General features: G+C 41.6%; 14 protein-coding genes. 4 read left to right on the forward strand and 10 right to left on the reverse strand.

Annotated features, from left to right (window positions below; translation table 11 throughout):
• Positions 1 to 43 precede the first annotated feature (43 nt).
• Together KA713_05365 and KA713_05370 are read left to right on the forward strand one after the other, a co-directional pair.
• The gene (locus KA713_05365) at positions 44 to 979 is read left to right on the forward strand and encodes a ribonuclease Z (GenBank protein UXE68016.1); all 936 of its coding nucleotides are present in this window, start codon (positions 44 to 46) and stop codon (positions 977 to 979) included.
• Positions 976 to 1761, forward strand: coding sequence for a queuosine precursor transporter (locus KA713_05370; GenBank protein UXE68017.1), 786 nt, complete (start codon positions 976 to 978; stop codon positions 1759 to 1761). The genes KA713_05365 and KA713_05370 overlap by 4 nt, the downstream gene beginning before the upstream one ends.
• Positions 1762 to 1765: 4 nt before the next feature.
• Here the strand turns inward: KA713_05370 and KA713_05375 are convergent, their stop codons facing one another.
• Positions 1766 to 2500: an RNA methyltransferase gene (locus tag KA713_05375; GenBank protein UXE68018.1), complete on the reverse strand. Its 735-nt coding sequence runs from the start codon at positions 2498 to 2500 to the stop codon at positions 1766 to 1768.
• Between the two features lie 136 nt (positions 2501 to 2636).
• On the opposite strand from KA713_05375, the gene KA713_05380 reads away from it, so the two are divergent.
• On the forward strand, positions 2637 to 4964 hold the full coding sequence (locus KA713_05380) for a BamA/TamA family outer membrane protein (GenBank protein ID UXE68019.1): 2328 nt from the start codon (positions 2637 to 2639) through the stop codon (positions 4962 to 4964).
• A 5-nt stretch (positions 4965 to 4969) separates the two neighbouring features.
• Here the strand turns inward: KA713_05380 and KA713_05385 are convergent, their stop codons facing one another.
• Positions 4970 to 5875, reverse strand: coding sequence for an amidinotransferase (locus tag KA713_05385; protein UXE68020.1), 906 nt, complete (start codon positions 5873 to 5875; stop codon positions 4970 to 4972).
• 5 nt (positions 5876 to 5880) lie between these two features.
• A complete protein-coding gene (locus KA713_05390; GenBank protein UXE68021.1) occupies positions 5881 to 7950 on the reverse strand; it encodes a tungsten formylmethanofuran dehydrogenase in 2070 nt (689 codons plus the stop codon).
• A 112-nt stretch (positions 7951 to 8062) separates the two neighbouring features.
• On the opposite strand from KA713_05390, the gene KA713_05395 reads away from it, so the two are divergent.
• Positions 8063 to 9937: a hypothetical protein gene (locus tag KA713_05395; protein UXE68022.1), complete on the forward strand. Its 1875-nt coding sequence runs from the start codon at positions 8063 to 8065 to the stop codon at positions 9935 to 9937.
• A gap of 227 nt (positions 9938 to 10164) precedes the next feature.
• Here KA713_05395 and KA713_05400 read toward each other — a convergent pair whose 3' ends face one another.
• From KA713_05400 to KA713_05430, 7 genes are all read right to left on the reverse strand, one after another.
• Positions 10165 to 10956 carry a tryptophan synthase subunit alpha gene (locus tag KA713_05400; GenBank protein ID UXE68023.1) on the reverse strand — a complete coding sequence of 264 codons (792 nt, stop codon included), beginning with the start codon at positions 10954 to 10956 and terminating at the stop codon, positions 10165 to 10167.
• 118 nt (positions 10957 to 11074) lie between these two features.
• Positions 11075 to 12256, reverse strand: a complete 1182-nt coding sequence (gene trpB, locus KA713_05405; protein UXE68024.1) for a tryptophan synthase subunit beta — start codon at positions 12254 to 12256, stop codon at positions 11075 to 11077.
• Between the two features lie 24 nt (positions 12257 to 12280).
• On the reverse strand, positions 12281 to 12916 hold the full coding sequence (locus KA713_05410) for a phosphoribosylanthranilate isomerase (protein UXE68025.1): 636 nt from the start codon (positions 12914 to 12916) through the stop codon (positions 12281 to 12283).
• 16 nt (positions 12917 to 12932) lie between these two features.
• Complete coding sequence (gene trpC, locus KA713_05415) at positions 12933 to 13739, reverse strand: indole-3-glycerol phosphate synthase TrpC (protein UXE68026.1); 807 nt, start codon at positions 13737 to 13739, stop codon at positions 12933 to 12935.
• Positions 13740 to 13784: 45 nt separating this feature from the next.
• Positions 13785 to 14366 (reverse strand): hypothetical protein, encoded by a 582-nt coding sequence (locus tag KA713_05420; protein ID UXE68027.1) that lies wholly within the window; start codon positions 14364 to 14366, stop codon positions 13785 to 13787.
• A gap of 136 nt (positions 14367 to 14502) precedes the next feature.
• Positions 14503 to 15069 (reverse strand): aminodeoxychorismate/anthranilate synthase component II, encoded by a 567-nt coding sequence (locus KA713_05425; protein ID UXE68028.1) that lies wholly within the window; start codon positions 15067 to 15069, stop codon positions 14503 to 14505.
• 102 nt (positions 15070 to 15171) lie between these two features.
• Positions 15172 to 16572 carry a chorismate-binding protein gene (locus KA713_05430; GenBank protein ID UXE68029.1) on the reverse strand — a complete coding sequence of 467 codons (1401 nt, stop codon included), beginning with the start codon at positions 16570 to 16572 and terminating at the stop codon, positions 15172 to 15174.
• Between the last annotated feature and the right edge of the window lie 33 nt (positions 16573 to 16605).

The raw sequence follows: 16605 nt of genomic DNA on the forward strand, positions 1-16605 counted from the left end.
TGAAAATTGGCTCAGATAGAAACCCACTAACATCTCCGTTCACTTGTCTTTTAGGTTAACTATTCTTGGTTCTAGTGCTGCAGCCCCAGCTCTTGGTCGCTATACTTCCTGCCAATACCTAAACATTCAAAACAAACATTTTCTTATCGACTGCGGGGAAGGTGCACAAATGCAGATGCAGCGATTTGACCTACCCATTGGCAAAATCAGTAAAATTTTTATCAGCCACTTGCATGGCGACCACTACTTGGGTTTAATGGGTTTGCTCTTTTCCATGCACCTCAACAAACGCACCAGCGATTTGGATTTATACAGTCCATATGGGTTAAATGAAATCATTTTGTTGCACTTAAAATATTCCAAGTCAAGCTTAAACTACCAAGTCAATTACCATACTTTTAACCCCTACGAAAAAAAAATATTGGTTGATGACGAAAAACTTACCGTAGAAACCATACCGCTCAATCATAAATTACCGTGTGCCGGTTTTCTATTCCGAGAAAAGACAAAACCGCTCAACATCAATAAAGACAAGTTACCCGATGGCATGTTTCTTCAGCATATTGCCACCTTAAAGAGAGGTGAAGATGTCTATGCCGAATCAGGAAAACTTATTTACAAAAGTTCCGATTTCACATTACCACCCAAAGTACCGCTTTCGTACGCCTATTGCTCAGACACGATGTGGAATGAACCCATGGCCGAACAAATTAAAGATGTGGACTTGCTTTATCATGAATCTACCTTTATGGACATGGATGCAGACAAAGCACGGGAAACCAAGCATAGCACGGCCAAGCAAGCAGCTGAGATGGCAAAATTATGCGGAGCGAAAAAACTTTTACTCGGCCACTTTTCAGCCCGTTATCGCGATTTGGATTTGATGTTGGCTGAAGCGAAAGCAACCTTCGAAAACACCATTCTTGCAGTGGAGGGCCAAACAATAGATGTCGAAAATTTGTTAGAGAATGTCCCATGATAAGTACAATTGAAAAGAAGAAAAATACTTTATTTATAGTACTGGCGTGCATTTTTCTTACCAATGCCATTATTGCAGAACTAATTGGAGTAAAGATTTTCTCGGGAGAAAATACGCTAGGTTTAGCCCCTGCTCACTTGAACATTTTGGGCTTCACCATGGATTTTAACTTAACTGCCGGTGCAGTAATTTGGCCGGTGGTGTTTATCACTTCTGATTTGATCAATGAATATTTTGGCAAACCTGGCGTAAAGCGAATCAGCTATTTGGCGGCAATTTTCATCGCCTACTCCTTTCTGGTAATTTTCTTTACAATCAAACTTCCACCGGCCGAGTGGTGGTTGGAAGCCAACAACAAAGATGGCGCAGGAAACTATTTTAACATGGACTTTGCCTTCAACAAAATATTGGGGCAAGGCCAACGGATCATCATTGCTTCGTTAGCTGCTTTTTTGATTGGGCAATTGATTGACGTATTTGTCTTTCAGAAATTGAAATCGGTAACAGGGCCTAAGAAATTATGGCTACGAGCCACCGGCTCAACCCTTGTATCACAGTTCATAGATAGTTTTGTTGTACTCTATCTTGCGTTTGTAGGTATATTCCCCAACGAGCAAATCATCGCTATCGGGCTGACCAATTATCTCTATAAATTTTCGGTTGCCATTTTACTTACGCCCCTTATTTACCTCGGCCATTATTTGATTGACAATTATCTAGGCAAAGAGGAAGCGGAGAAACTTTCTGAAGAAGCGAGCAAACAAAGCGCTGGGTTTTTCTAAGTCGTCATCGAAACACATTATCCAATACAATGGCAGTAGCAATAGATGCGTTGAGCGATTCCGCTCCTCCCCTTTTTGGTATTGTTATTGGGACCGTGACCAACTGCCCAACTTCAGTCGATATCCCGTTTGCCTCGTTTCCCATTGCAATCAAGCCCGCCTTTTCAAAGTCAACCGTATAAATGTTCTTTCCATTCAGGAATGTTCCGTAAACCGGAAGGTGAGTTGTATTTAGATATTCAACCAGATTTGCATAATACAGTTGCACACGACAAAAAGAACCCATAGTAGCACTGATTACCTTGGGATTATAGAAATCGGCCGTTTTTTCGGAGGCAATAATTTTGTCAATTCCGTACCAATCCGCTGTACGGATGATGGTTCCCAAGTTGCCCGGATCACGAATGTCGTCTAAAATCAAAGCATACTCATTTTGCACGGTCAAAGGCTGGTTTGGCTTCATCGAAGCAATGGCCAAGGCTCCATCGTTTGTCTGAAAGGTGCCTAGTTGCCCCAACTCCTTGGCAGATGCTTCCGTCCACTCAATATGCCTATTGCTCAAGACATTCGAGTGCAATTGAAGAAAATCATCGGTGGCGGCTAACCATTTTACCTCAAAGTCTGAGCGTAATAATTCAGCAACACTTTTCGCTCCTTCTACTATAAAAGATTGCTCCTCTTTTCGGTATTTCTTTACTTGCAAAGATTTGATGAACTTACCTGTTGCTTTGGAAATCATTCAGACTGTTTTCGTGTGTGCGCTCAAATTAATAAATAGTTGGCAGTCTCGCCTACTGTCAGTTTTTTATTGCATAATAATTTCCATTTTTCTGAGTAGCTGCCTTGGTACACAATATTTAAAGGATAACCAGAAGATGCTAAGCCGCCAAACAGTGGAGGCACCGAAAGGTTTCAACAGCACAAACGTTACTAATTTGGCGGTGCAGCGCCCCAATAAAAAATTCCTTTGGCTGAATATCAATCTGTTGGTATGGATGTATCATACGGGTGAAAAGCGGTACGATAAAATATCGCGGCAAAAATTTATTAGTAAAAGAGCCAGCATTGCAGAAGAGTATGATCAATTAATTGCCAATGCCACTAGTCAAAAGAAGATAAATACACTTCAATTTAAAAAAAGAAAAAAAACAGATGCCCTCGATAAAAAAATAGAGAACGGAAATTTACGTATGCAATGGGGCGAACCTCTGGCCATTTTTGATTCGGCAAAACTAATTGCCAGCCTTGAAAAAATGAATAACTACCTTTTTGTCAAAGGCTATTTCAGGGGAAAGGTTTCTGCTACTACTGAGGTTGCCAATCAAAAAGTAACGATCAACTATAAGGTAAATCCTGAACGACCGTATTTCATCGACACAGTACTTTATAACATAGCCGACTCCTCTGTTTCCGAGATTGTGCAATCAAGTAAAAGTTTGGTGGCAGAAGGTGACCAATTCGACCAAGACAAACTAACCAAAGAACGCGAGCGCATTGATTACGTGCTAAAAGATAATGGATACTATGCATTCTCACGGCAATACATCGATTTTCAAGTAGATACAGTTTCGCGGAAAAATCACCTCATCACCTTGCGAATGGAAGTACTCAATCCACCCAAGGCAACCAACCACCAGCAATACAAAATTGATTCCGTTAGTTTAACTACCGACACCGGTTTGAAAGGAATTGGAAATCTAAAACGAATTTCGGAACCCTATGAACAGATTACCTTTAACTTCCTCCACCCTGAGTACAAAAAGAAAGTACTGGCACAACGCATTTTTATTAAACGCGATAGTCTTTATAGCCGCACCAAAACCATTAATACACAACGGCAATTAGCAAACCTAGATGTCTTCAAATTTGTAAATGTTAACTACGACACCTCGCGTGGAAAAATGGCTGCAAATCTGTTTATGAGTCCGCTGGATCGATATTCCTGGACGAACGAAGCGGGGGTAACCGTTACACAGGGTTTTCCCGGTCCCTACATCAGCACGAACCTGAAAAGAAGAAACTTATTTGGTGGTTTAGAGATTTTTGAAATCAATGGTCGTTTCGGTTTTGAGGGTGTTGCCTCGGCAACGGAGGTAGGCAACTTTTACCAAAGCACCGAGGCCAGCGCGAATGCTTCGCTCACCTTCCCTCAGTTTTTATTCCCTCTTAGCAAAGCGGCATCATTCCGCTACGCAAAATACAACCCGCGCACCCGGTTAACCGCAGGCTACACCTACACCGATCGACCAGAGTATCAACGAAAAATTACTACGTTATCTTCTACTTTTTCGTGGGATATTAATCAAAAGTTTCAGTTCTCCTTTACACCCACCAACCTGAGTGTAATACAATCTACTGTCAGTAATGATTTTAAATTGGTTCTAGATACCCTAGAACGGAAAGGAAATAATCTAATAAACGCCTTTTTGCCGTCTTTTGTGGGAAGCATGATTTTTTCATTTACCTGGAATAATAACTATGGTAATTCCCAAAAAAGCTCATCGCTTTTTCGTACCAGTTTTGAAAGCGGTGGCACGCTGTTGAATCTGTACACTCCTCCATTCCTTATCGATCAAGGATTAGCTATCTTTAAGTATCTGCGGTTCAGTGCTGACTTCCGCAAAAATGTTTTCATTAATAAAAGGTCTTCATTTGCTTGGAGAATAAATACAGGCTTTGGATACGCTTATAGCGATAATCGAGTTTTACCCTATGAGAAAAACTTCTTTGTCGGTGGAAGTAATTCTGTGCGTGCTTGGCGGCCCAGAAGATTGGGTGTTGGTTCAGATCCCCCACAATTAAGCACCAACCCATCTGCGAACGGTTATTTCGATTATCGATTTGAAAAACCAGGTGACTTGTTGCTGGAAGGAAGCATGGAATGGAGACAAAAATTGATTGGCTTTATTAATTATGCTTTTTTTATTGATGCCGGAAATGTTTGGTCGTTACGATCAAACGATAAAGAGACCGCCCAGTTTAACTTCAGCAATTTTTATGAAGAACTTGCCGTTGGTACAGGTGTTGGGCTACGACTGGATTTTTCCTTTTTAATCTTACGTTTGGATGTAGGAATCAAAGCGTGGGATCCTGCCAGGCCGGTGGGTCAGCGGTGGGTGTTAAATCGGGCAGCATTTGGCGGACCTTATGGAATTGATAAGGAGCCCGTGATTTATAACATTGGTATTGGATATCCTTTCTAGCAGTATCAAAAAACTTCCGCCATCATACACCGAGCACTTCCTCCCCCATTCGTCTCTATGGTAGTCAAAGAAGAATGGATAATTTTATTTTGTAGGCTTAACTTTTGAATTTGAAGAGTGGAAAGTGATTGGAAAGCTTGTGAAGACATCACCATGTGCTTTTCATTTTTTGTATTTTGTACTTGCAACATATTACCTGCAAAGCAATTCATTTGCTCCATTGAAATTTCAATTACTTGCTTTCGGGTAGATTGAACAAACGAGATAATTTTTTCTTTCTCGGCTGAATCTGTAATCGATTCTGAGCAAATAACTGCCAATTCATCCGCAATGCACATCATTACGTTGGTGTGATAAATGGGAAGTCCATTGCTATCAACAGCATGAAAAATACAAGATTGGTAACCAATTTTTTTACAGAATTCATTCAAAACGTCTGTGTACGTGCGTGGTGAAATACAGGCATAGGCAATTTTATTCTGACGATCAAGCACCATGCTACCAGTTCCTTCTAAGTATTTTCCTTCCCTTTCAAAATAGGTTAAGTCAATGATTGTTCGATCCCCAAATTCAGTTTGCAGTTGAGCGAGTGTTGTCGGCTTCCGTTCCAAGCGCCTGTTGTTTGCAAACATTGGATAAAGAACTAAATGGCCATCGCTGTGAAATGAAAACCAATTATTGGGGAAAATTGAATCGGGTGTATGTGGCTCTGGTGTATCGCCTACAACCAATACATTGATCAAACTTGCACGGAGCTTCTCAACAAACTGATCAAATTCATCCAAAGCCGTTGCCTGCACATCAGCGTGTGACATCTTTTGAAATGAATTGTTAATTGCTGTTTGGGCATTAAACCCAAAATGGATTGGGCGAACCATCAACACTTGAGAAGTAAGTTGGTTGGTTCTCATTAGATTTAATAATGAAGAAGTTCACCTAAAGCCGATTTTACTTTCTCTGCGTTAGGAAGCATCATTTTTTCTAACGCTACATTCAATGCAATTGCTGGCAGGTTCGCAGCCCCGACCGTCCATACAGGTGCATCAAGGGAAGAAAAACATTCTTTGGCTATTCTCCCTGCCAATGATTCTGCAAATGAATTTAAGAGTGGTTCTTCTGTAAGTACCATGGCTCGGCCGTGAACCTTTACCGAATTTACAATAGCACTCCAATCGATTGGGTTTAACGTACGCAAATCCAAGATTTCAATTCTTCCTTCAAATGATTTTGCGGCCTCTTTCGCCCAATAAACTCCCATGCCATAGGTGATCACCACCGCACTTTCGCTGCTCGTTACCTTGTCCTCATCAGCACATAAGACTTTACTGGCCTTGCCCAACGGAATAACGTAGCGCGAATCGGGTTCTATTGTTTTTGCTTCTAATGTGCCGGGCACTTTGCTCCAATACAAACCTTTATGTTCTAACATTACCACCGGATTGGGATCTAGAAAAGCGGCCTTCATTAGCCCTTTCATATCGGCTGCATTGCTGGGATACACAACCTTTATTCCGCGGATTGTCAACAACGTAGATTCTATACTGCCTGAATGATACGGTCCACCACCTCCGTACGCACCAATGGGCACACGTATCAGTGACTGAATGGGGAACTTGCCTTTGCTGAGATAGCAACTCTTGGAAAGTTCTTCCACCAACTGATTCATCCCAGGCCAAATGTAATCGGCAAATTGAATTTCAACGATGGGCTTTGCGCCCACGGCACTCATGCCTGCGGTGGAACCAACAATGTAGGCTTCTTGAATAGGAGTATTGAATACACGCTCATCACCATACTTTTGTGCTAATGTTGCCGCTTCGCGAAACACACCACCCAGTCGGCCACCAACGTCTTGGCCATAAAAAATTGCTTCCGGATACTCTTTTAAAATTTCTTCCACGGCATGCAAGGCAGCATCTACCATTACAACTTTTTCGCCTTTTGCAGGAGACCTTTCTCCACTTTCTTCTAAAATAGTTGCTGCGGCAAACTCATGGGTATCAAAATCATCGGGGTCAGGGTTAGGCATTCTCATCGCCTTTTCAAAATCTGCTCTTACTTTAGCAGCAGCTCGGTCTTTTATGTTGTTTAATGCCGTTTCGTTTTCACCATTTTGAAGCAAATAACTTTCGAGTTTTGGGAGAGGATCATCTTGCGCTTGAAATTTTAAATCATCGCCACGGTACCATTCTTTGCGCACACCCGATGTATGATGGCCGAGCAAAGGACATTTTGCATGAACCAAAATTGGCGCCTTGTTTTTCCTCACATAGTCAAAAGCTTTTTCTAAGCCTATAAAACTTTCAACAAAATCAGAACCGTCCACCCTCATGCGCTCCAACCCTTTGAAACCGGCCGCATACTGGTAAGCATCCATGGTGCGCATTTCGCTGCCTGTGGCTGATATGCCCCAATCGTTATCTTGTATTAAATATAAGATGGGGAGTTTTTTTAATACTGCCATTTGAAAAGCCTCAGCTACTTCTCCCTCCGTAACCGAGCCATCGCCCAGCGAGCAAAGCACCATACTCCCTGGCTCACTCAATAAGCCTTGTGAATAAAGATAGGAAAGACCCTGTGCCATGCCCGTAGCAGGAATGGCCTGCATACCCGTAGCCGAACTTTGGTGTGGTATGGTAGGAAATCCCTTTCGCTTTAATGAGGGATGCCCATAGTAAGTTCGTCCACCAGAAAATGGGTCGTCTTTTTTTGCCATCAGTTGAAGCATCAGCTCCCAGGGTTCTAACCCGATCCCGAGCAACATCGATTCATCGCGGTAATACGGGGCGGCATAGTCATACGCACGCAAATGAAAGGCAGCAGCCAATTGAATGGCCTCATGCCCTCTGGACGTACTGTGTACATACTTGGCACAAACTTCCTTTTGTTCATCATATAAATCAGCCATCCCCTTGGCCGTATGCATCAGTTCGTAAGCCCTCAGCAAAAGTTTAGAATCGATCAACACCGGCCGTTCTTTTACCATTCAATTTCTGTTTGTATAGGGCAAAGATAAGACTCTCACGCAAAAAAAAACCTTTTCAATCGGTGGCAATAAAATTGGTGTTGTAAAGTATATTTCCATAAATTGTGGGCTTATGATGGGTACTTTTTGGAGCCAACTATGCGAGTTGGGAGTTCATGAACAGCAAGACACCTTTATAAAACGGTACGTCAGTATTACCAACCAAGCTAGCTTTATTGTAAGCGTCTTTGTCTTTATTATCTTCATAGCAGGCCTCTTCTTTTTCGGCTGGATTCCTTCCTTAGCATTAGTACTAGCTTCATCCTTCTTATGGATTCTTCCAATAGTGTTAAATAGCCTTGGGAAAATCAACACCAGTCGCGTGATGGCTTCCGTTATGTTGAGCCTGATGTCGTTGGGTATTTCTGTAGTTGATAAATTTGATTTTGTTATCATAGAGAATTTCCAATACTTCCAGTTTCGTATGATGCTGGTGAGTTCGTCCATATTTCCATTCATTATTTTTCGCTTGCAAGAAAGGAAGCAGCTATTAACTGCTTTGACAATCAATATTTTGTGTTTGATTCTATACGATCCTATCCACATCCTATTTGGCGTAGGCTACTTTGATCTGAACATGAATGATCCCAATTATTATTTTTTGAATTTCGTATTCGTAGCCTGTTATTTGATTATTGCAGGATGCACCTTTTTTTTGAAGGTGAGTTTTGAAAAAGCAGAAAACGAAAACGTTGCCCTGATTTCGGCATTATCCAAACGAGAGCAAGAATTACTTCATGCCAAACAGATTATTGAAAAGCAAAGTGACGAATTAACAATCGAGAATGTGAGCTTAAATCAAGAGCTTATCACCAAAAACGATCAATTGACCGCTACCAACGCAGAACTGATCCGTCACAACAACGAACTGCAACAATTTTCATACACGGTATCACATAACTTGCGTGGACCGGTGGCTAGTTTATTGGGATTGATTAACCTCACCAATGCCAATACGCTAAGCGAAGACCACCGTGAATTGGTAGAACATCAGAAAAAAGCAATTGCCAGTTTAGATGCCACGATTCGCGACTTGGGAAATATCATAGATATTCGCAATGCAGTGTCAAAAGTAAAACAACAAGTACGATTTCAAGAAGAGCTTGATCATATCATCACCTTGTTGCAAAGGGAAGTTGAAAAAAACAATGTTTCCATAGATGCCAATTTTGACAATATAAAGGAGATTTATTCCGTTCGCCCTATGGTGAGCAGTATCTTGTACAATTTGATCAGCAACGCCATCAAATACCGATCACCCGAACGCAAACTTAAAGTTTCAATAAAAACGGAGCGAGTAGATTCTTTTGTGAAAATTTCTGTTTCAGATAATGGTTTGGGATTGGACATCAATCGTTTCAAAGAAAAACTTTTTGGATTGTACAAGCGATTTCACACACATGTGGATGGCAAAGGGCTTGGTTTGTTCTTGGTTAAACTGCAATCCGAATCGCTAGGAGGACGAGTGGAAATTGACAGCGAACTTGGCGTGGGTTCAACTTTCAACATTTATTTGGCCGACACCATCAATCCCGATCATCAGATCATCATGGATAAAGAATGGGGAAAGTTGTTCTACGATGCCACGGAAGATACTGCATACGTCATCTGGAAACGAGCACTTACATTGGTTGAATTTAAAGAATTTTTTCAGCGATGTATAGATTACAATAACACCCAACCATGTAACAATTGGATTGTGATCATCAATGAAGGGACAAAAGCAGAAAAGGCAGATGAAGAATATGATAAGGCACGTATGGATTTTATCAATGAGATGAAACGATCGCCTTTAAAACAGCTAGCCTACGTGATCGCAAGAGAAAATGAACCTGAGGACTATGAAAACTATAAAAAGAAACTGATCAACTTTTACCAAGGTCGAATCAAATTTTTTAACAACTTAGCTGAAGGTAAAAATTGGATTCAACAGAATCGCCAAAAGTAGTTAACTGCAATTCTTCTCGCAGTACAAATGCCTTTTTCATTTTTCTTGATTAGCCTTGGCAACTCCGAAAAATCAAGCGTTTACATTCCATCGCTGAAGGCGGCCCCTATCATTTGGTGCGCCTCCTAAATGACGCCATCGACATCAGCCACCACTGCCGCCAACGCCACTTGCTCCACAAACTCGCGGATACCAATGCTGTGCGAGGGGTCGGCCAGCAGTAAGTTTTAATTGTATGAGTATATGCCTTTAATTTTTTTTACAAACTGATCTGTATCCTCCGCAATATTCTTGCTGTTCTTCATTAGTGATACAAAAGCGCTTCCTACAATTGCCCCAGAACTGTATTGGCAAGCTTGCGAAAAAGTGGCCGGATTTGAAATACCGAAACCTATCAAAAAGTGATTCTTCAACGTTAGATTTGCCAACTTTGCAAAGTAGTTAATTTGTTCATCTGCAAAAATTCCCTTTGCTCCGGTGGTACTTGATGAAGATACCGCATAAATAAAACCATTCGTGGCTGCATCTATTTTTCTGATTCGTGCTTCAGAAGTGGTGGGCGAAATCAAAAAGGTATTGCAAAGATTGTTTACTTCGAATATCGTTCGATATGAATTCTCAAATTCAATCATGGGCATATCCGGCAAGATTAAACCATCTACACCTGCCTTGGATGCTGCCCGGCAAAATGCTTCCATCCCAAATTGCATAATTGGATTCAAGTACCCCATCAAGATAATCGGCAGTTCAACCACTCTTCTGATTTCGGCTACTTGTTCAAGAAGTAGCTTCACGGTCATTCCGTTTTGCAAAGCGATGTTGTTGCTTTCTTGAATCACGGGGCCATCGGCTATTGGGTCTGAAAATGGGACGCCAATTTCGATGATGTCTGCACCTGCTTTCTCCAAGGCAATTGCAATGGCTATCGTATCCTTTAAATTTGGGAAACCAGCAGTATAATAAACTGAAAGCAGGTTTTGCTTTTTCGTTTGAAACAATTCAATAATTCTATTTTTCATTTTCCTCAAAAAATCCAAACACTAAAGTGAATCTGAGACAGCACATCTCATCATGCATAAGCACAAATCAAATTCACAAGCCACAAATCAAAAAAAACTTAACTCAAAATTTAGAAAATCAGTACTTCCCCCATTTAATATACGTTTCCAAATCTTTGTCTCCCCTTCCCGATAAATTGATGACTACCACGTCATCTTCCGCAAACTCAATCTTCTTCAAAACCGCTATCGCATGGGCAGATTCAATGGCTGGAATAATCCCTTCTGTGCGGCTCAATTCAACTCCAGCTTCCATCGATTCATCATCGGTGGCACTCATAAAGTTTACCCGCCCCGCTTCAAACAAGTGCGCATGCTGCGGGCCAATACCCGGGTAATCCAAACCCGCTGAAATAGAATGTGGCTCTACTACTTGCCCATCGTCCGTTTGCATCAACAATGTTTTACTTCCGTGCAAAACGCCTGCTTTGCCCAAGGCTGTAGTAGCTGCCGAATAGCCTGAGTCAATGCCTTTTCCTGCTGCCTCTACTCCCATCAGGTTCACATGTTCATCATTTAAAAAATAATAGAACGCTCCGGCTGCATTGCTTCCTCCGCCAACACAGGCAATCACATAATCAGGAAAAGGATTGCCCAATTCGGTTGTCAACTGCTTCTTTATTTCTTCACTGATCACCGACTGAAATTTCGCCACCATGTCTGGATAAGGGTGTGGCCCCACCACCGAGCCGATGATGTAATGTGTATCGGTTGGATTGTTGATCCAATGGCGCATGGCTTCGTTGGTGGCATCTTTTAAGGTCTTACTGCCGCTGATAGCGGGAATCACTTTCGCGCCAAGTATGCGCATGCGCTCAACGTTGGGTCGTTGACGAGCCATATCCAATTCACCCATGTACACCATGCACTCCATGCCCATCAATGCACACACGGTAGCCGTGGCCACACCGTGCTGTCCCGCTCCAGTTTCGGCAATGATTTTCTTTTTGCCGAGCTTTTGAGCAACCAAAATCTGGCCAATGGTATTGTTGATTTTGTTCGCACCTGTGTGGCAAAGGTCTTCACGCTTTAAATAAATTTTCGCGTTGTACCGCTCCGATAATCGAGCAGCATAATACAATGGCGTTGGCCTTCCTACGAAATCGCGGAGCAACTGCTCAAACTGTTTTTTAAATGCTGGGGTTGAAATGATGTTCAAATAGCTGGCACGAAGCTCTTCCACATTAGGGTACAACATTTCGGGGATAAACGCTCCACCAAAATTTCCATAGTACCCATTTTCATCCACTTGATAATTCATCTTGTACGATTTATGATTTTAGAATTAAGAGTTTAGAATTGATGCTTCTAAATAGTTCATTATGTCTTTAACAGATTTGAGATTTTTGATTCCAGGAGAATGCTCTACTCCGCTGTTGAAATCGAAGCCAGCACAATTCATATCCTCTAACGCGGACACATTGGTTAAGTTATTCGAATTCAATCCTCCGCTCAGTAAAAAAGGAACTTTCTGGTTGTACTTCTTCAACAGCGTCCAATCAAACGAAGCATTGTTGCCTCCATATTTTTTTCCTTTGGTATCGAAAAGAAAGTAATCAACGTGTGGTTGATAGTCAATCGCGAAATCAAAGTCAAATTCAGCATCGATGCGAAAAGCCTTAATGATTTTCAAGTTGTATTTCTTCAACTCGATTAGCTGCTGAACCGATTCATCTCCATGCAACTGTATAAAACTTAAACTATGTTTTTCGGAAAATCGCAAAATTTCACTACTCGTTTCATTTACAAACACGCCTACTTTATCGATTGTATGAGGAATAACAGGCATCACAAAATCATTACCTACAAACCGTGGTGACTTTTCATAAAAAATAAACCCCATCCAATTAGGCGAAAGCCTAGCCACCTCAACAATATTTGTCGGGTCTTTCATGCCGCAGATTTTTACCAATTTTTTCATCTCCAAAATCTCACATCTAACTTCTCACATCCTCCAATCTTTTCAACTGCCTCACAAACTCCTTCGCAGCCTCTTCAGGCCTATTGTGTTGCATAAAATTCTGACCCATTAAAAAACCTTCGTACCCAAACTTCTTCAATTCAACAATGGCTTCTGGTGATTCGATTCCACTCTCGCTCACCTTCACAAATAAATTGGGAATATGAGCGGCCAAATCACGAGAAACATCCAAGCTAACATTAAAAGATTGCAAGTCGCGATTGTTGACACCGATTAAATCGATCTCATCTGTAATGCTGCGTTTCAATTCCTCTAGCGAATGTACTTCCAATAAAACCTCTAAGCCCAATTGCTTTGCTTGGATGGCAAATTGCCGTATCTCCTCTGGTGAAAGTACCGCAGCAATCAATAAAATGGCATCTGCCCCAATGGACTTTGCTTCAATGATTTGATATTCGTCAACGGTAAAATCTTTGCGCAGGATGGGGCAGAAATTAAACTTGCGCGCGATTGTCAAATCATCGTTGCTTCCACCAAAAAATTCTTTATCGGTAAGAACCGAAAGTGCTGAAGCACCCGCCTGCATGTAACCAATGGAAGTTCGCTCAACAGAAACAGAATTATTGATCATACCTCGGCTGGGCGACTTTCGTTTTATCTCGGCAATGATTCCTGATTTATCGCTGCGCTGAATGCATTTCTTTAGCGAAACGGTGGGCGATCCGAAATAAATACTTTGCTCCAACAACTTCGTTGGATACAGCGATTTCCGATCGGCAACTTCTTTGCGCTTGTGCTCAATTATTTGGTTCAGGATATTCATTTTGTCAATTCGGTAATTCGCTGATTAGAAAATTTGAAAATGAAACTAGGTGTTTAACAATCTTTTGAAGCAATCTAGTGCTTTGCCAGATGTTAGTGATTCTGCCGCTCTCGCCATTCCTTGAGCAATACCTGCTGATTGATTGGCGCAATACAAGGCCATGCCTGCATTGGCAACCACCACCGCGTTTTGTTGCGGAGTTCCCTTTCCTTCCAATATTTGCATGAATAATTTTGCTGAGTTCTCTACCGTATCACCACCTTTAATTTCACTCAGCGTAAGTTTAGTCAAACCTAACTCGCGCGGGCTCATTACTTTCTCTCCATTGTTTGAGTAAAATTTAAAAGATCCTGTCAGCGAAATATTAAACGTATTTTTTCCATCTCCACCTGTGCCGCATACATCCATCGCGGGCACATCTAGTTTAACAGGTACACACAATTCCAACATAGCATCGCGAAAGCCCTCCAACTCTTCTGTCTTGATGCTGCGCATCATGTACACGGTCATGAAAGAAGACATTTGCGCGGGGTTGTATTTTCCAGAAGCCAAGTCAACCAACACCGGCCGGGCGGTTTCTTTGGTGAGCGAATGATGGTCAATTAATTCATTTAGTACCGTATTCATATCTTAGGAATTAGGACTTGAGGCTTAGGGTTGAATAGTGAATGGTCGTTGGTCAATAGTAAGTGGTAAGTAGTCGCATTTTCAAATTATATCATTTTCAAATCTTCAAATTGATCTATTTCAAATTGATTTATTCTCAAATTAACAACCAGTTCTTCATCATCTGTTTTCCATATTCCGTCATGATCGACTCGGGGTGAAACTGCACACCACGCACATCATATTTTTGATGAGCGATTGCCATCACCAAGCCTTGTGCATTGTTGGCCGTAATTTTAACTTCCACAGGCAACGTGTTCGGATCTACCACCCACGAGTGGTAATGACAAACGGTAAACTCCATCGGCAACGAATCAAACAATTTTTCTTTGCTATCCATAATCTGCAAAGTAGAGGTAACCCCGTGCAACACATTGGGCAGGTTATACAAAGTACCGCCAAAACTTTCGGCAATGCCCTGATGACCGAGGCACACGCCCAAAATACTCTTGCTTGGTGAATATTCTTTGATCAAGGCTTTCATTATACCCGCCTCTTTCGGAATGCCCGGGCCGGGTGAAAGCAATATTTTATCATACCGACTCACATCTTCCAATCTGATTTCATCGTTGCGATAAATATCCATTGCATAATCTAACTCACGAATGATGTGAACCAGGTTATAGGTGAAAGAATCGTAATTATCGAGGACTAGAATTTTCATCTTTAAAAAAGAAGTTAGGAGTTAGGATATCGGAGACACTAGTGTATGCTTATTTCTACTTCTTAATCTCATATTTCGGTTTTGTTTCATTATAATTAACTTCTAAATCAATTCCGCCATTCCGATCGCCTTTCGCAAAGCAGCTACTTTATTATTCACTTCTTGCAGTTCGCTTTCGGGCGATGACTTAGCGACCACGCCAGCACCTGCTTGAAATACAAGTTGATTGTTTCGGCTCAAAAAAGTCCGAATCATAATGGCGTGATTAAAGCTATTGTCAAAACCCAAGAAACCAATTGCTCCACCATAAAATTCTCTGTTCAAGTTTTCATATTGATTTATTAGCGAAAGTGCCATGGGTTTGGGTGCGCCCGATAGGGTGCCTGCCGGAAAGGTATCGGCCGCCACTTGTAGCGTACTTGCTTTCTCTTTCAACTTTCCTGATACCTTTGAAACCAAGTGAATGACATGCGAATAATATTGAATCTCTTTGAACACTTCTACCTGTACGTTTTCAGAGCTGCGGCTCAAATCGTTCCTTGCCAAATCCACCAACATCACATGCTCGGCATTTTCTTTCTCATCGAGGCTCAACTTTTCTGCTAATGCGGCATCTTCCCCATCGTTTCCGGTTCGCTTAAATGTTCCGGCTATTGGGTAAATATGTGCCTCGCCATTTTTGATTTGTATTTGCGCTTCAGGTGATGAACCAAAAATTTTGAAACTTCCAAAATCAAAATAAAAAAGATAAGGCGATGGGTTAATCGATCGCAGTGCCCGGTAAACATTAAATTCATCTCCCCTAAAGGGTTGAAAAAATCTGCGCGATAGCACGATTTGAAAAACATCGCCTCGATGGCAATGGGTAATTCCTTTTTCCACCATCGCTACATATTGCTCATTGGAAAGGTTTGATTTTTCCGTTTCCGTTGCCTCAAAAGAAAAGGTTGCAAATCGGTTGCTGTAAATAAGTTTTTCTAGTCGATCAATTCCACCCCGTGGTTGCTCGAATCCTTTTACCTGGTTTTCAAAAAGATGCAACTCATTGCTGAAATGATCGATCACAATTACATACCGAAACAATTTGTAAACGGCATCAGGAATGGAGCCCTGACTACGCTGTATGTCCACCTTTTCGAAGAAGCGAATACTATCGTACGACAAGTAACCAAAAAAGCCTGCGTACGGATACTTGGAAAGGCCAGCTTGATAGGTGAATGTATTTTTAAAATCTTCTAACGCTTGCAATACCTCATCTGGAGAAATTTGTTTGATCACCTCTCGCCCATCCGGAAAAGTTAACACCAGCGACTGATCGGCAAGAGTAAAAGAAGCCACGGGGTCGCAGCCTATAAACGAAAGACTATTTTCATGACCATGATAATCAGAGCTCTCCAATAGCACACTTCCGGCATACACATCGCGGAGTTTTAAATAGATATTGACCGGTGTTATGGTATCGGCCAATAACCTGCGAACGGATGTTACAAGTTCAAAATTCATTTTCTCAACTGGTTTAAAATAAAAAAACCCGCC

Source organism: Chryseotalea sp. WA131a, from assembly GCA_025370075.1.
Classification (GTDB): Bacteria; Bacteroidota; Bacteroidia; order Cytophagales; family Cyclobacteriaceae; genus ELB16-189.

What these genes read in the sequence shown, in the direction of transcription:
- KA713_05370 (UXE68017.1), top strand. Translation starts at nt 976, where the DNA reads ATGATAAGTACAATTGAAAAGAAGAAAAATACTTTATTTATAGTACTG.
- KA713_05375 (UXE68018.1), bottom strand. Translation starts at nt 2,500, where the DNA reads ATGATTTCCAAAGCAACAGGTAAGTTCATCAAATCTTTGCAAGTAAAG.
- KA713_05380 (UXE68019.1), top strand. Translation starts at nt 2,637, where the DNA reads ATGCTAAGCCGCCAAACAGTGGAGGCACCGAAAGGTTTCAACAGCACA.
- KA713_05385 (UXE68020.1), bottom strand. Translation starts at nt 5,875, where the DNA reads ATGAGAACCAACCAACTTACTTCTCAAGTGTTGATGGTTCGCCCAATC.
- KA713_05390 (UXE68021.1), bottom strand. Translation starts at nt 7,950, where the DNA reads ATGGTAAAAGAACGGCCGGTGTTGATCGATTCTAAACTTTTGCTGAGG.
- KA713_05395 (UXE68022.1), top strand. Translation starts at nt 8,063, where the DNA reads ATGATGGGTACTTTTTGGAGCCAACTATGCGAGTTGGGAGTTCATGAA.
- KA713_05400 (UXE68023.1), bottom strand. Translation starts at nt 10,956, where the DNA reads ATGAAAAATAGAATTATTGAATTGTTTCAAACGAAAAAGCAAAACCTG.
- trpB (UXE68024.1), bottom strand. Translation starts at nt 12,256, where the DNA reads ATGAATTATCAAGTGGATGAAAATGGGTACTATGGAAATTTTGGTGGA.
- KA713_05410 (UXE68025.1), bottom strand. Translation starts at nt 12,916, where the DNA reads ATGAAAAAATTGGTAAAAATCTGCGGCATGAAAGACCCGACAAATATT.
- trpC (UXE68026.1), bottom strand. Translation starts at nt 13,739, where the DNA reads ATGAATATCCTGAACCAAATAATTGAGCACAAGCGCAAAGAAGTTGCC.
- KA713_05420 (UXE68027.1), bottom strand. Translation starts at nt 14,366, where the DNA reads ATGAATACGGTACTAAATGAATTAATTGACCATCATTCGCTCACCAAA.
- KA713_05425 (UXE68028.1), bottom strand. Translation starts at nt 15,069, where the DNA reads ATGAAAATTCTAGTCCTCGATAATTACGATTCTTTCACCTATAACCTG.
- KA713_05430 (UXE68029.1), bottom strand. Translation starts at nt 16,572, where the DNA reads ATGAATTTTGAACTTGTAACATCCGTTCGCAGGTTATTGGCCGATACC.